Raw genomic sequence first — 15,188 nt, 5'->3', positions numbered from 1 at the left:
AGGCAAGACGCCAGAAAAAACACAAGCCATTTGCGCAGGACAGGAAGATTCATCTATTTACATTAGCACAATATCATACTGCTCTTGCGAGTAGTGTTGCTCAACCTGAAAGCGAATGGTCTTATTGATAAAGATTTCCAGGTCAGCCACTGAAGCAGACTCTTCATCAAGCAGGCGGTCAACCACCGGTTGCGACGCCAATACCATATAGGTTTCAGCACTGTAGGCGCGCTCTTCACGTAGAATCTCGCGGAATATTTCATAACAGATGGTTTCAGGGGTTTTCAGCGTGCCCCGGCCTGCACAGGTGGGGCAGGCTTCGCACAGGGTCTGCTCAAGGCTCTCACGGGTACGCTTGCGTGTCAGCTGCACCAACCCAAGCTCGGTGACCCCGGTACACTTGGTTTTGGCGTGATCTTTTTCCAGTGCCTTTTCCAACACGCGCAACACCTGACGCTGGTGCTCAACATCCTCCATATCGATGAAATCAATAATGATGATGCCTCCCAGGTTACGCAGGCGCAGCTGCCGGGCAATGGCCGTTGCGGCTTCCAGGTTGGTCTTGAAGATGGTCTCTTCCAGATTGCGGTGCCCGACGTATCCCCCTGTATTGACATCGATGGTAGTCATCGCCTCAGTTGGGTCAATCACCAGATAGCCACCCGACTTCAGCTGCACCTTGCGCCCCAACGCTTTTTGAATCTCGTCCTCAACGCTGTAAAGGTCAAAGATCGGCCGCTCGCCGGGGTAGTACTCGATGCGCTCCACCGCGTCCGGCATGAACTCCTCGGCAAACTCGACCAGGCGGGTAAAGTTTTCCCGGGAATCAATACGTACCTTCTCTATGTCATCGCGCATGACATCCCGCAGAGTGCGCATAAAGAGCGGCAGGTCATCATAGATAACTGAAGACGGCGCGGCGGTCTCCTTGCGCTGGCTGACTTTTCGCCACAAGCGCAAGAGAAAATACATATCACTGGCAATTTCTTCTTCGCTGACGCCTTCGGCGGCCGTGCGCACAATAAAACCACCGCTGACCTCAATGCTCTGTTGAGCAATGCCTGTTTCCAGGGCGACTTTCAGGCGCTCACGCTCGCGCTCATCTTCAATGCGCTGTGAAACACCGTGATGGGGCGAATCCGGCATATACACCAGATAACGCGAAGGCACAGACAAATGGGTCGTCAGGCGCGCCCCCTTGGAGCCAATCGGGTCTTTGGTGACCTGCACTACCAGAGCTTGGCCTTCGTGCAGTAACTGACCGATGGTTGACTGCTCATCACTGGGCGTTCCTGAGGGCGTCACCTCATGGGCATGGATAAAGGCGGCGCGTTCCAGGCCAATATCGACAAAGGCAGCCTGCATGCCAGGCAATACCCGAACCACCTTGCCTTTGTAGATATTGCCCACGATACCGCGACGACGTGACCTTTCGATCAAGGCTTCCTGCAAGACACCGTTTTCAACCAGCGCTACGCGGGTTTCCATCGGCGTCAGATTGATGAGAACCTCACCACTCATTCCCGTTCCTTACTGGTTAGAAAAAGGGTTAAAAAACTGCTTGCTGATCTGCCTGGAAAACCCACCCAGGCCTGACCACGATTAGCTAAGCACATTATTCCATATCGGGACGCCCTGCTGGCTAAGCAGTGCCGCTGTTTCGTAGAGCGGCAAGCCCACAACAGCAGAGTAACTGCCTTCAATAGATGCCACAAACACGGACGCTAACCCCTGAATAGCGTAGCCGCCCGCTTTATCGAGAGGTTCTCCCGTCTGCCAGTAGGCGGCTATTTGCTCATCATTGATCTCACCAAGGCGTACCTGGGTTGTCACGCAGCATGCCAACACACCGGCAGGGCCTGTTAGCGCAACTGCCGTCAGCACTTCATGACGACGCCCGGAAAGCGCGGCCAGCATCTCAGCGCCATGTGCCTGGTCACGCGGCTTACCCAGGATATGGCCGTCAAGCACCACGGCTGTATCAGAGCCCAAGGTCGGCAACGGCGTCAAAGCGTCGGCAGCCAGTGCCTTTTCAACCGCCAGACGCACGACATAATCACCGGGAGATTCGTTAGGCTTGGGTGTTTCATCAATATCGCAGGGACGGATATCGGCGTCCACACCAATTGACAACAGCAGGTCACGGCGACGTGGCGATGCTGATGCCAGACATACCAGAGGTTGACGGGCAGGCGTCATCTTCGCACCTCGACTCTATGGCTATCAGGAAAACAGACGACGTTCCAGCGCCAAGAACATGGTCGCCAACCAGGGCCAGAGTACAGCACTGATAAAAGAGGGGATCAAGAATGCCAGATGGATTGAAAAATCCCCCGACAGCGTACGCACCCATTGCTCTAGCAGCTGCACCAATCCCAGCAGCACCAACACCAACAGCGCTTGCTGAACCAGTGAATAGGTACGAAAACGCGTGTAGACCAGCGCACACAGAAAAGCCAGTACCGAAAGCGTCAGGGCATTCTGGCCCAGTGGCACGCCTTCAATCAGATCCAACAGCAGCCCAAGCACGAAACCGTGAAAGACACCCACTCGATCAGGTGCACGCATGCACCAGTAGATAAACAACAACCCTAACCATTCAGGCCGGTATACCTGCCAGCCTTCAGCCAGCGGCATCACCTGCAGGCACAAGGCGAACAGCAGAGTGAACCATACCATTATTAACGGTACGACCGGTGCTTTCGCCATCAGGGCAGCTCCATGGTTGACGGGTCGGCTGACAGCGGAAAGAGCCCATTAATCTGCAGTACACTTTGCAGGGTTTCATAGGACAGCGCGAATGAATCGTCCCAGATCGCGATCTCCGCATAGGGTAAGGGCTGAGGAAACAGCAACAAGAAATAGCGCGAACGCTGCAAGCGTGCCAGCGGTTCAGCCCGCACCTGGGCAAATGGCTCGCCAGGGTCATGAACCACAGAGGTGACTCTAGCCACCGGGTAACCGGCAGGAAAACGCCCTGCAAGACCTGAGGTGGTGAGCAGGTCACCTTCGCGCACATCGGCCGTATCCGGCACATGAAGCACATCAAGGGCGTCATAGTTACCCGAACCTTGAACGATATAACGCAAGCCATTGCGGTTGATACGCACGGGCAGCGCATGGCTGGCATCCCCCAGCAGCAGCACTCGGCTGGAATAAGCGGATACTGCCGTCACCTGGCCGACCAGACCAAAGGCATCAATTAACGGCTGACCAACGTACACGCCATTACGATGACCGCGATCAATCACCATCTGGTGGCTGAAGGGGTCATTGTCGAGAGAAATCAGCTCAGTGCTGATGAAATCAACCTCCCGGTACTCAGCGGCATTCAGCAGGCGGCGCAACTCGGCATTTTCAGATACCAGGCTGGCGATGCGCTGGCCACGATGGGACAGGGTCAGCATCTGCTCACGCAAGCGCTGATTTTCATCCAGCAGTGCCTGATGATCAGAAAGCGTTACCGTCCCCCAACTGAGCAAGTCGCTTGGCAGGCTGACCACCCATTGTACCGGGGCCACCACCATCGATAGCTGAGCGCGTACCGCTTCCATTCGCGTAAAGCGTTGATCGACAAACATCAGGGCGCTGGCCGCCAGCACGCAGAAAAACAACCGGTAACCGGGCAGTGCCCCATGTGAAAACAGCGGCTTGATAATCAATCCCCCGCAGATCAAGCGCTGACGTTAATCACTGGATAGCAGCTCAAAGGTGTGCTGATCAATCATTTCCAGTGCTTTACCGCCACCACGCGCCACGCAAGTCAGTGGATCTTCAGCGACGATAACAGGCAAGCCGGTTTCTTCAGCAATCAGCTTATCGAGATCACGCAATAGTGCGCCACCACCGGTCAGCACCAAGCCTCGTTCAGCAATATCTGACGCCAGTTCCGGCGGAGATTGCTCAAGGGCGCTTTTGATGGCCGCCACGATGGAACTCAGCGTTTCCTGCAAAGCTTCCAGAATCTCATGGGAATTCAGGGTGAAGCTGCGTGGAATGCCTTCCGCCAGATTGCGACCACGCACATCAATCTCGCGTAGTTCGCCGCCTGGGTAGGCGCAGCCAATTTCTTCCTTGATGCGCTCTGCGGTGGCTTCACCAATCAGGCTGCCGTAATGACGACGCACATAAGCGGTGATGGCTTCATCAAAGCGGTCGCCACCGACGCGGATGGATTCGGAATAAACCACGCCATTAAGCGAAATGATCGCAATTTCGGAGGTTCCTCCCCGATATCCACCACCATTGAACCTTGGGCTTCTTCAACGGGCAGACCAGCACCAATGGCAGCAGCCATAGGCTCTTCAATCAGAAAAACTTCACGGGCGCCAGCCCCTTCTGCTGATTCACGAATAGCCCGCCGCTCGACCTGGGTCGACATGCAGGGTACGCAAACCAGCACGCGCGGGCTGGGTGTCAGAAAAGTACTCTGGTGTACTTTACGAATAAAGTGTTGAAGCATCTGCTCGGTGACGGTGAAGTCAGCGATGACGCCATCTTTCATCGGACGGATAGCGGTAATATTGCCGGGGTACGCCCCAGCATCCGCTTTGCATCGGCCCCGACTGAAGCAACGCTGCGCATGTTGCCTGACTGGCGAATGGCAACGACGGACGGCTCATCGAGGACAATACCGCGACCGCGTACATATATAAGTGTGTTGGCCGTACCCAGGTCGATTGATAAATCGCTGGAAAACAGCCCCCTTAAACGTTTGAACATGGATGTTGTTACCTAGTGCAGACCGGGAACCCTGTGCGGATGCAAACGGTATCACCGCAACCCACTGTCAGCAAGCAGAACAGCGGCCGATACTGCCCGACGCAAGGAAATATGGTATATTTTTACGCTATTTGATGATCAGAATAACTCAGCTTCCTATATTGTACAGGGCCTGAGGAAATTTACACGGCGCACAGTCAATGCGCTTATCACTTGTTAACGAGGATGTTCCCACCATGGCGCTTGAAGAAACACACGTGCGTCGGGCTGCCCACCTGGCCCGGCTAGCGGTTAGCGATGATCAGGCCAAGGGGTTTGTTGATGACCTGGGCCAGATCCTGGAGATGGTCGATCAGCTGCAGCGTGTTGACACCCAGGGTGTCGCCCCCTGGCGCACCCGCTTGATGCAACCCAGCGCCTGCGCGCCGATGAGGTCACCGAAACCGATCAGCGTGATCAGTTCCAGCGCTGCGCTCCTGCGGTTGAAAACGGTCTTTATCTGGTTCCCCGAGTGGTTGAGTAAGTTATTTCCTCTCTCCTCTTCTAATCGTCACCCGAACGGAGTTTCCGGGTTATGCATGACAAGACATTGACGCAAGTCGCTGCGGCACTTGCCAGCGGTGAAGTATCCAGCCGCGAACTTACCGCGCACTATCTGAAGCGCATTGAGCAAACCAACAGCGAACTCAACAGCTTTATCAGCGTGACCAGCGAGCAGGCATTGCAGCAGGCTGATCAGGCTGACCAGGCCAGGGCCAGTGGCAATGCAGGGCTGCTAACCGGGGTTCCCCTTGCACTCAAGGATATTTTCTGCACCCAAGGGATTAAAACCAGCTGCGGTTCCAGAATGCTGGATAACTTTATTGCCCCCTATGACGCCCACGTGGTCGAAAAACTCAAGGCCGCTGGCTGCGTCAGCCTGGGTAAGACCAATATGGATGAGTTCGCCATGGGCTCCTCCAACGAAAACAGCTTTTATGGCGCGGTAAAAAACCCCTGGGATACCACGGCCGTTCCCGGCGGCAGCTCTGGTGGCAGCGCGGCGGCAGTGGCGGCTGGTATAACGCCTGCGGCATTAGGTACCGACACCGGTGGTTCAATCCGCCAGCCAGCCGCATTCTGCGGCATTACTGGCCTGAAGCCGACCTATGGGCGGGTCTCTCGCTACGGCATGATTGCCTATGCCTCAAGCCTTGACCAGGCAGGCCCGATGGCGCGCAGCGCTGAAGACTGTGCCCACCTGCTTAACGTGATAGCTGGCCAGGATCTGCGTGATTCCACCAGCGTTGCTCGCGGCGTCCCTGATTATACCGACACCCTGAATGCCCCCTTGTCAGGCCTCAAGATCGGCCTGCCAAAAGAGTATTTCGGTGACGGCCTTGATCCCGGCGTTGAAAAGGCGGTACGCGAAGCGGTCAAGGTTTATGAATCCCTAGGGGCAACGATCAAGGATGTCAGTCTGCCGCATACCCATTTTGCGATTCCTGCCTACTATGTGATTGCACCGGCTGAGGCGTCCTCCAACCTTTCACGCTTCGACGGCGTGCGTTTCGGCCATCGCTGCGACGATCCTCAGGATCTGATGGACCTTTACAAGCGCTCCCGCGCTGAAGGGTTTGGCGATGAGGTCAAGCGCCGCATCCTGATCGGCACGCATACCCTGTCGGAAGGTTTTTTGACGCCTATTACACCAAGGCTCAACAGGTACGCCGCCTGATTCGCCAGGACTTTCTGGATGCCTTTGAAGATGTGGATGTCCTGATGGGGCCTGCCTCACCCACTCCGGCTTTTGACTTGGGCGCCAAGAAAGATCCGGTTTCCATGTATCTGCAGGATATCTATACCATCGCCGTTAACCTGGCCGGGATTCCGGGTATCAGCGTGCCTGCTGGCATGGTCGGGCGTCGCCCGGTAGGGCTACAGATTTTGGGCACGCATTTTGCTGAAGCCCAGCTACTGAACGTGGCGCATCAGTTCCAGCAAGCGACCAACTGGCATCAACAACGTCCAAATTTTGCTGAGGAGAAGGCCTGATGGAATGGGAAACCGTAATCGGGCTGGAAGTTCACGTTCAGCTCGCCACTAAATCGAAGATTTTCTCCGGCGCGTCCACGGCGTTCGGCGCAGAGCCTAACTCGCAGGCCTGCGCCGTCGACCTGGGCTTGCCCGGCATCCTGCCTGTCGTCAATGAGCAAGCAGTTGCCATGGCCGTGCAGTTTGGCCTGGCCGTGCATGCCGATATTCCTGAAGTGTCAGTGTTTGACCGCAAGAATTACTTCTACCCTGACCTGCCCAAGGGCTACCAGACCAGCCAGATGTATCACCCCATTGTTGGCCCAGGCAGCATTGACGTAACGCTGGATGATCATTCAACCCGGAAGATCCGCATCCATCATGCGCATCTGGAGGAAGACGCGGGTAAATCGCTCCACGAAGACTTCCACGGCATGACCGGCATTGACCTTAACCGCGCGGGCACTCCTCTGCTGGAAATTGTCTCCGAGCCGGATATGCGCAGCGCCAAGGAAGCTGCCGCCTACCTCAAAGCGATTCACTCGATTGTCACCTATCTGGGCATTTCCGATGGCAACATGGCAGAAGGCTCGATGCGCTGCGACGTCAATGTCTCGGTGCGCCCCAAGGGTCAGGAAAGCTTTGGCACCCGGGCGGAGGTCAAGAACGTCAACTCTTTCCGCTTTGTCGAACGCGCCATTGCCTTTGAAGTCGAGCGCCAGATTGAGCTGATTGAAGACGGTGGCAAGGTCGTTCAGGAAACCCGCCTGTATGACCCGGAGCGCGACGAGACCCGCAGCATGCGCACCAAGGAAGAAGCCAATGATTACCGCTACTTCCCCTGCCCGGACCTGCTACCGGTGGTACTTGACCAGGCCTATGTGGATCATCTGCGCGAACAGCTACCCGAACTGCCTGCTGACAAGCGCGAGCGTTTTCAGAACGCGCTTGGCTTATCCGCCTATGACGCCCACGTCCTGTCAGCCAGCCGTGCCATGGCCGATTACTTCGAAGAGGTCAAGGATGTCTGCGGTGATGCCAAGCAGGCCGCTAACTGGGTGCAGGGCGAGCTCTCCGGCGCCCTGAACCGGGAAAACCTGAGCATTGAGCAGAGCCCGATCAATGCCCGACAACTGGGTGAACTGCTCGCTCGGGTGATTGACGATACAATCAACGGCAAGGCGGCAAAACAGGTCTTCCAGGCGCTGTGGAATAATCAAGGCGCCAGCGCCGATGAAATCATCGAGGCCAAGGGTCTCAAGCAAGTGACTGACAGCGGCGCCATTGAAGCCATGATTGATCAGGTGATTGCTGACAGCCCCGCTCAGGTGGCTCAGTACTGCGATGCCGAGCCGGACAAGCGCGGCAAAATGATCGGCTATTTCGTTGGCCAGGTAATGAAGGCTTCACGCGGTACTGCCAACCCTCAGCAGGTCAACACTCTGCTCAAGGAGAAGCTCGACGCTAAACTTTAAGCGTGAGGCGTGAGGTAAAGCAGTCATCTACCGGCCCCTCCGTCAGGGGCCGGTTTTTTATATTTTGATCAGCTTAACTGGCGAGGGTCGGTCATGCTGATCAGCTCAGCACAGCCCGACGCCCAGACATCGGCGCTTAATTCCGCCACCCCTGCCGTGGCAAAACTGACACCAAAGCCTGCATGCCCTCTGGTCAAGACGCCGGTCAGCTCGCCCAATAGCGGCATATGGCTGACCAGCAACAAGGTATCGCTATCAGGCTGGGCCATCAGCCAATCACACACGGCATTAGGTGAGTCGTCCGGGGTGATACCCTGATAAGTCTCCACTTCACTCCCCAGGGCCTGGACAACCGCCTGGGCGCTTTGCTGGGCGCGCGTATAGGGGCTGGCGATGATCCGTAATCGCCCTAACTCCTTGCTGGCCACCCGGTCTGCTAGCCAGCGAGCCATCCGGGTGACTTCCTGCTCACCACGTGTGCTCAAACGGCGCAAATTATCCGGCGCCCCGGCAACAGCTTCGCCATGGCGCATCAATAATAATTTATTGCTGACTTCCTTCATGCCAATCTCCTGTTTCTCGATGAGCCTGATGGACGGCTTCGCGTGGCAGCACGAATTCAACGTCGCTGCTTTGCTCGCCCATCATCAGCATTCTTGCCATATCCTGTGCCGGAACACCGTCAAACAGCACATGGTACAAACCTTCTGCCATCGGCATATAAACGCCCATCTGGGCAGCCTTGGCGCATACCAGCCTGACGGTATTCACCCCTTCAGCTACCTGACCCAATGCCTCCACTGCCTGATCAAGACTGCGGCCTTCTCCCATAGCGTACCCCACTCGATAGTTACGCGAGAGGTTGGAAGAGCAGGTAACGATCAGGTCGCCAACCCCGGCCAAGCCCAGAAAGGTCATCGGGTTGGCACCATGAGCCACCGCAAATCGGCTCATTTCTGCCAGTGCGCGGGTCATCAGCATGCTACGAGTGTTTTCCCCCATACCCAGCGCAGCGGCCATACCGGCAGCAATGGCGTAGATATTTTTCAAGGCGCCGCCCAGCTCAACGCCATGACGATCATTGCTGGCATACACCCGGAAGTAGCGGCACCCCAGCGCCTGTTGCACCCGGGTACGGGTCAGTGGATCAGCACTGGCAATCACTGTCGCCGTTAATTGCTTGTCGGCGATTTCAGAGGCCAGGTTAGGCCCGGCAATCACACCGATATGAGCAAATCCGGTTTCTTGGTGCAGCACATCACTCATCAGCATAAAGCTGTCCTGCTCAATACCCTTGGTAGTACTAACCAATATCTGCTCGGCACTGATGTAAGGTTTGGCAGCCTGAACTACGCTACGAAAAGCACTCGACGGAATGGCCACCAGCACTAACTCAGCGCCACTCAAGACAGCGCCAATATCGGTGGAGGCCTCAACGGCTGCGTTAATTTCATAATCGGGCAGATAGCGACCGTTACGATGTTCGTGGTTGATTTGAGCAACCAGGCGCTCGTCACGCATCCACTGGCGCACCTTGGCTCCATTGTCAGCGGCAATGCTCGCCAGTGCCGTGCCAAAGCTACCGCCACCCAGCACGGCCACGCTAATCTGCTGTTCCGCCATATGCCTGTGTCCTTGCTTACTTGGGATATCTGGCCATATTGTGACCGATAGGTATTATCAAGACGTCTTGCTAAAGTGCTTTATGAGAAATCAGTCTAGCAAAACAAAGGGCCCGCCAAGGAATCCTGACGGGCCACAGCCTACTTAAACACGGATTTAAGCCGTTAGTACACTATTAAGGCGTTTGACGTAAGCCGCCGGGTCGTCCAGATGCCCACCTTCCGCAATGATCGCCTGATCCAGCAGGATATGCGCCAAATCCGTGAAGGTATCGCCTTCAGCCCCTTCCAGGCGGCCTACCAGGGCATGCTCGGGGTTAAGCTCAAGAATCGGCTTGACCTCGGGCAACGGCTGGCCTGCCGCTTCCATGATGCGGCGCATCTGAAAGCCCATCTCATGCTCAGGCAGAACAACACAGGCGGGTGAGTCGGTCAGGCGATGAGTGACCTTGACTTCCTGCACGCCTTCACCCAGCGCTTCTTTAACCCGCTTGACCAGATCTTCCTTGGATTTTGCGGTTTCTTCTTGCGCTTTCTTCTCTTCTTCGTCTTCCACATCGCCCAGATCAAGTTCACCCTTGGCGACATCGGCTAATGATTTACCGTCAAATTCGCTGAGGTGGCTCATTAGCCATTCATCGATGCGGTCATGCAGCAATAGGACTTCGATGCCTTTCTTGCGGAAGATTTCCAGGTGCGGGCTGTTTTTCGCCGCATTGAAGCCGTCAGCCACAATGTAGTAAATCTTCTGCTGGCCTTCCTTCATGCGCTCGATGTAGTCCGCCAGCGACTGATCCTGGGTACTGCTATCGGTGTGGGTTGAAGAAAACCGCAGCAAGCCGGCGATTTTTTCCCGGTTAGATGGGTCTTCACCCGGGCCTTCTTTCAATACACTGCCGAAGGTGTTCCAGAAGGTCTGATAGCCGTCTTTATCCTTGGCCAGCTTCTTGAGCATATCCAGGGCGCGCTTGGTGAGTGCTCCCTTGATCTTATCGACCTTGGGATCCTGTTGGAGCAGTTCGCGGGACACGTTCAACGAGAGATCGCGGGTGTCCAATACGCCCTTGATAAAGCGCAGGTAAAGCGGCAGGAACTGTTCAGCGTCATCCATGATGAAGACGCGCTGCACATAAAGCTTGACGCCACGGGCACCGTCACGCTCATACAGATCGAAAGGAGCACGGCCTGGTACATACAGAAGGCTGGTGTACTCCAACTTGCCTTCTACCTTGTTATGGCTCCATGTCAGCGGATCGCTAAAGTCGTGGGCGACATGCTTATAGAAAGCCTTGTACTCTTCATCGGAAATTTCACCCTTGGGGCGCACCCACAACGCCGTGGCTTCGTTGACGGTTTCCCAGGTAGTCACTTCACTACCTTCGATTTCGTTGCCGTCATCATCCTTGGCGGTTTCGGTTTTGGGCATGCGCACCGGTACTTCGATGTGATCGGAGTACTTACGCACCAGGCTCTGCAGGCGGTAATCGTCGGCAAACTCCTTGGCATCTTCCTTCAAGTGAAGAATGATTTCGGTGCCATGAATCTCGCGTTCGATATCCGCTACCGTGAATTCGCCCTCACCCTTGGAGCGCCATTCAACGCCTTCGCTTTTTCACTACCAGCCTTACGAGTGCGCACAGTCACTTCATCGGCGACGATAAAGCCAGAATAGAAACCCACCCCGAACTGGCCGATCAAACGGGCATCTTTTGCTGTTCGCCGGAAAGCTGCTTGAGAAAATCAGCCGTGCCACTGCGCGCAATGGTACCCAGATTGCTGATAACATCATCACGATTCATGCCGATGCCGTTATCGCGGACGGTGACGGTGTTTGCTTCGCTGTCGTGTTCGATTTCGATACGCAGCTCGCTGTCACCTTCATACAAGCCATCATTATCCAAAGCGGCATAGCGCAGCTTGTCGCAGGCATCCGCCGCGTTGGAAATCATTTCACGCAGAAAAATTTCACGGTTAGAGTACAGCGAGTGAATCATCAGATTCAGAAGCTGTTTAACCTCTGTCTGAAAGCCAAGTGTTTCTTCGTGGGTGGCGGTGGTCATTCGTTCAGCCCTCAACAAGTGATTGCATATTGTTTATGGAACAGCAGACAACGGACGTTGCCTGTTGCTATGTGAATCAAGTGTTGCAGATATGGGGCTGCACGGTTTTTTTTCAAGGCGTGGTGGACGATGCGTCCTGACCGTCATCAGGCCCCTGCTTCCAGAGGCGGTAATCCGCTAAATGCAGGTCAATACGATTGAGCAGCCAGCCAACAATCACGACGTCATCCACCAGGCCGATTAACAGCAAAAAGTCGGGAATCAGATCAAAGGGCAGCACAAGATAGACCAACGCCAACATCATATAGCCGAAGGCGCGCCACGGAACAGGGCGAAAATCACCACGCACGACATCCCGGGTCATGGGGAAAAACCATTTCAGCGCACGAACAATGCGTTTAATCACCCAGGCGCGGGAGGTCAGGCGCCGCATCAGCCAGCCACCAGATAAAGGCTTCATCGTAATATCGTTCTCCTTTTTGCTAATATATTGGAAAGTCATTAAAACGATTCGTTCATCTCCTGACCACGTTAAGCTATCTTAAAACATGCCGTTAAACGGCTCCCTGGAGAAATTATTTATGCCACGCTGTTTCCTGCCTAGACACCCAGCTTGCGGCATTGGCCGTGTGCTGGCCTTACTGGGCACCCTGTCGCTGGCTGCGCCCGCTGCCGGGCAATTCATCAGCGATGCCGATATGCGCAGTGCCCTCAATGATGCCCGCGCCCAACGCTGGGAACGTATCGACATTCAGGACACAAGCCAGCATATTCTGGGCGGCTATATTGAGTACCATCAGCTTAAAGGGCGTTTGCCTGGTTTGGCGCCTGAACGTGTTAAAGGTTACATGGACAGACACAGCGACGCTCCCCTGGCGGACTGGTTACAGGGGCAGGCCATCAGTGAGTATGGTAAAGCTCGCCAGTGGGCTGACCTCAGGGCCATCGCGACACACCCCCTTCAACGACCGAACGACAATGCTATTTCTACACGGCCTGGCTGGATCTAACCCCTCAGCAAGCCTACGAAGGTGGAAAAGAGCTGTGGCTGACTGGGCGTTCCCAGCCGGATGCCTGCGATAGCCTGTTTGATAGCCTGCGCAGCCGCGGAGTGATTGATCAGCACGCCATCTGGGAGCGCAAGATGCTGGCATGGGAAGCTGGCGAACGCGGCCTGATGAGCTACCTGGGAGGCCTGCTCGACAGCCGCTGGCAGGCTGCCATCCAGCGCGCAGAATCAACGGCTAGTGTCGGTTCCCTTTATGATGCGCCGAGTTGCCTTGGCCCTGAGTGCGCGGCAACCCCTGCTTTTTATCGTGCAGCCATGCAGCGACTGACCAGGGAGGATACCCAGGGTGCCCTATCCGTATGGCCATCGCTGGCCAATCGGCTGTCACTGCCATCCGCTACCCGGCAAACTATTGAAGAGGAACTGGCTTTCTATGCGTTGCTCAGGGAAGTCCCCGGTTCATACGCCTGGGTCGACCGTATCTTACCGACGCTTGAGAGTGAACGAGTGCTGGAACTACGTGTGCGCCGCGCCTTGCAAGCCAGGGACTGGACGGCCGTGCAGCAGTGGATCGCCAGCATGAGCGATGAACAGCGTAACGACAGCCGCTGGCAGTATTGGCTCGGGCGTGCCAGCGAGCAGCAAGGCAACCAGCAAGCCGCCGAGGCGCACTTCTTTAAGGCCGCAGGCCAACGCGACTTTTTGGCTTCGCCGCCGCTGAACGCACCAATCAACCGCTTCCTTTGAATATCGAGACCTACAACTCAGACTCTGCCAGTCGCCAGCGCATCGCCAACCTGCCAGCGGTTCAGCGCACCGAGGCACTAATGCGCATCGGCGAACCCGGCCTGGCTAACAGTGAATGGCTCAATGCTGTTCGTCATGCCTCAGATGAGACGGCTCGAGCCATGGCAGATTATGCCGATTCACGCGGCTGGGATGCCCTTCTGGTACAAACCACCATAGCCGCGCAACTCTGGGATGCCCTTGCCTGGCGTTTCCCCGAGGCTTACCGCGACCAGTTCATGCACTGGGGACGCATGACAGGCGTCGACCCTTACCTACTGATGGCCATTGCCCGGCGTGAAAGTGCCTATAATCCTGCAGCACTTTCACCCGCCGGTGCACGCGGTTTGATGCAACTGATGCCAGATACCGCCACACAGCTTAGCCGAGAGCTGGGCATTGCCGACCCTGGCCCCTACGGTGTGCTCGACCCTGAGCTGAATATTCGCCTGGGCAGCACCTACATCCGCGATAAACTTGAGCGTTATCGGGGCAATCGGCTAGCAGCCACCGCTGCCTACAATGCTGGCCCCGGACGGGTTGACCGTTGGCTAAGGGAACAGGGTACTCGTGAGTTTGACCTGTTTGTTGAGCAGATCCCTTTTCGTGAAACCCGTCATTATGTGCAGGCCGTGCTGACCTATCGGGCAATTTTCGCAGCTCTCAGTCAGGGTGGTAGCACCCAGGGAATCTCTCTGCTTAACCCGCAAGAGCAAGGCGTACGCTATGATGTCAGCCTACTGAATCGCCCATAAGGCTCACCGGCCTGTCATACCGGCCTTTGCTCCATAGCAAGTTTGATACCAAAAGCCACCAGGACACTGCCTGTCAGACCATTAAGCGCCCGAGCAAAGCGGGCGCTGGCCAACCATTGGCTGGCGCCTCCTATCATCAGGGCAACGCTGATCTGCCAGGCATTGGCAATCATGAAGTGGATACCCGCCAGCCATAAGGATTTGGCCAAGGCAGGGTCGCCTGGGGCAATAAACTGAGGCAGAAAAGCCATATAAAACACTATCGTCTTGGGGTTGAGCACATTGGACAAAAGGCCTTCCTTGGCGGGCTGCCAGCGTCCTACAGGCTTGGCGCCGTGCAACACACCTTCCACCCGAAGCCCCTGACCGCGCCATGCGGCTTTCAGGCTGGACACCCCCAGCCATACCAGGTAGGCCGCCCCCAGTATTTTGAGGGCATGAAAGGCCCAGGCCGACTGAAGTAAGATCAGCGAGATGCCCAGCGCCGAAATAGTGGCGTGGACAAACAGGCCGCTACAGATTGCCAGACTGGTAATAATCCCGTCCTTGACGCCACCGCGGGCGGTGTTACGAATCACCAGCAAAGTATCCACGCCCGGGCTGATTGAAAGTAGTGTTACCGCTATCAGAAACGCCCAGAACTGACCATCAACAAATTCCCAGACTGGCATTGGCCCCTCTCTTGCATAAAGAAAATACTCGACGTTTGATCGAGAATGTAAATGATAGGCGCCCAAGATAGCTTA

13 protein-coding genes and 3 pseudogenes are annotated in these 15,188 nt (G+C 55.8%); 6 read left to right on the top strand and 10 right to left on the bottom strand.

Translation table 11 applies throughout. The features are described from left to right. Positions 1–57 precede the first annotated feature (57 nt). The 5 genes and pseudogenes from rng to HLB35_RS02385 form a co-directional block, all read right to left on the bottom strand. Complete coding sequence (gene rng, locus HLB35_RS02405) at positions 58–1,521, bottom strand: ribonuclease G (RefSeq protein ID WP_171701354.1); 1,464 nt, start codon at positions 1,519–1,521, stop codon at positions 58–60. 81 nt (positions 1,522–1,602) lie between these two features. Then, positions 1,603–2,199 (bottom strand): Maf family protein, encoded by a 597-nt coding sequence (locus tag HLB35_RS02400; protein WP_171701353.1) that lies wholly within the window; start codon positions 2,197–2,199, stop codon positions 1,603–1,605. A gap of 24 nt (positions 2,200–2,223) precedes the next feature. Beyond that, positions 2,224–2,709, bottom strand: a complete 486-nt coding sequence (gene mreD, locus HLB35_RS02395) for a rod shape-determining protein MreD (protein ID WP_171701352.1) — start codon at positions 2,707–2,709, stop codon at positions 2,224–2,226. Beyond that, positions 2,709–3,662: a rod shape-determining protein MreC gene (gene mreC, locus HLB35_RS02390; protein ID WP_171701351.1), complete on the bottom strand. Its 954-nt coding sequence runs from the start codon at positions 3,660–3,662 to the stop codon at positions 2,709–2,711. Before mreC ends, mreD begins: the two co-directional genes overlap by 1 nt. 24 nt (positions 3,663–3,686) lie before the next feature. Then, a pseudogene (locus tag HLB35_RS02385) lies at positions 3,687–4,722 on the bottom strand (rod shape-determining protein). 200 nt (positions 4,723–4,922) lie between these two features. Between HLB35_RS02385 and gatC the strand changes: the two are divergent. The 3 genes and pseudogenes from gatC to gatB all read left to right on the top strand — a co-directional run bounded on the left by gatC (position 4,923) and on the right by gatB (position 8,210). Then, positions 4,923–5,315, top strand: coding sequence for an Asp-tRNA(Asn)/Glu-tRNA(Gln) amidotransferase subunit GatC (gene gatC, locus HLB35_RS18720; protein WP_422822407.1), 393 nt, complete (start codon positions 4,923–4,925; stop codon positions 5,313–5,315). Further along, positions 5,297–6,756: pseudogene (gene gatA / locus HLB35_RS02375) on the top strand (Asp-tRNA(Asn)/Glu-tRNA(Gln) amidotransferase subunit GatA). Before gatC ends, gatA begins: the two are co-directional and overlap by 19 nt. After that, the gene (gatB, locus tag HLB35_RS02370) at positions 6,756–8,210 is read left to right on the top strand and encodes an Asp-tRNA(Asn)/Glu-tRNA(Gln) amidotransferase subunit GatB (RefSeq protein WP_171701350.1); all 1,455 of its coding nucleotides are present in this window, start codon (positions 6,756–6,758) and stop codon (positions 8,208–8,210) included. Before gatA ends, gatB begins: the two are co-directional and overlap by 1 nt. 68 nt (positions 8,211–8,278) lie before the next feature. Here gatB and sixA read toward each other — a convergent pair whose 3' ends face one another. From sixA to HLB35_RS02350, 4 genes and pseudogenes are all read right to left on the bottom strand, one after another. Then, the gene (gene sixA / locus HLB35_RS02365) at positions 8,279–8,773 is read right to left on the bottom strand and encodes a phosphohistidine phosphatase SixA (RefSeq protein WP_171701349.1); all 495 of its coding nucleotides are present in this window, start codon (positions 8,771–8,773) and stop codon (positions 8,279–8,281) included. Continuing rightward, positions 8,754–9,833, bottom strand: coding sequence for an NAD(P)H-dependent glycerol-3-phosphate dehydrogenase (locus HLB35_RS02360; protein ID WP_171701348.1), 1,080 nt, complete (start codon positions 9,831–9,833; stop codon positions 8,754–8,756). Before HLB35_RS02360 ends, sixA begins: the two co-directional genes overlap by 20 nt. Before the next feature lie 156 nt (positions 9,834–9,989). After that, positions 9,990–11,892, bottom strand: a pseudogene (gene htpG / locus HLB35_RS02355) (molecular chaperone HtpG). Between the two features lie 112 nt (positions 11,893–12,004). After that, positions 12,005–12,352 (bottom strand): YkvA family protein, encoded by a 348-nt coding sequence (locus tag HLB35_RS02350; RefSeq protein WP_171701347.1) that lies wholly within the window; start codon positions 12,350–12,352, stop codon positions 12,005–12,007. A 121-nt stretch (positions 12,353–12,473) separates the two neighbouring features. Between HLB35_RS02350 and HLB35_RS18090 the strand changes: the two genes are divergently transcribed. From HLB35_RS18090 to HLB35_RS18080, 3 genes are all read left to right on the top strand, one after another. Beyond that, positions 12,474–12,902 (top strand): hypothetical protein, encoded by a 429-nt coding sequence (locus tag HLB35_RS18090; protein ID WP_328730840.1) that lies wholly within the window; start codon positions 12,474–12,476, stop codon positions 12,900–12,902. A 101-nt stretch (positions 12,903–13,003) separates the two neighbouring features. Then, positions 13,004–13,648 carry a hypothetical protein gene (locus HLB35_RS18085; protein WP_328730838.1) on the top strand — a complete coding sequence of 215 codons (645 nt, stop codon included), beginning with the start codon at positions 13,004–13,006 and terminating at the stop codon, positions 13,646–13,648. Next, positions 13,645–14,442, top strand: coding sequence for a transglycosylase SLT domain-containing protein (locus HLB35_RS18080; protein WP_328730836.1), 798 nt, complete (start codon positions 13,645–13,647; stop codon positions 14,440–14,442). The genes HLB35_RS18085 and HLB35_RS18080 overlap by 4 nt, the downstream gene beginning before the upstream one ends. A 14-nt stretch (positions 14,443–14,456) precedes the next feature. Here HLB35_RS18080 and HLB35_RS02340 read toward each other — a convergent pair whose 3' ends face one another. After that, on the bottom strand, positions 14,457–15,113 hold the full coding sequence (locus HLB35_RS02340) for a LysE family translocator (RefSeq protein ID WP_171701346.1): 657 nt from the start codon (positions 15,111–15,113) through the stop codon (positions 14,457–14,459). Positions 15,114–15,188 lie beyond the last annotated feature (75 nt).

Origin of the sequence: Vreelandella azerica, from assembly GCF_013112225.1 — a bacterium.
Classification (GTDB): Bacteria; Pseudomonadota; Gammaproteobacteria; order Pseudomonadales; family Halomonadaceae; genus Vreelandella; species Vreelandella azerica.
This window is presented reverse-complemented; position numbering and strand designations above follow the sequence as displayed.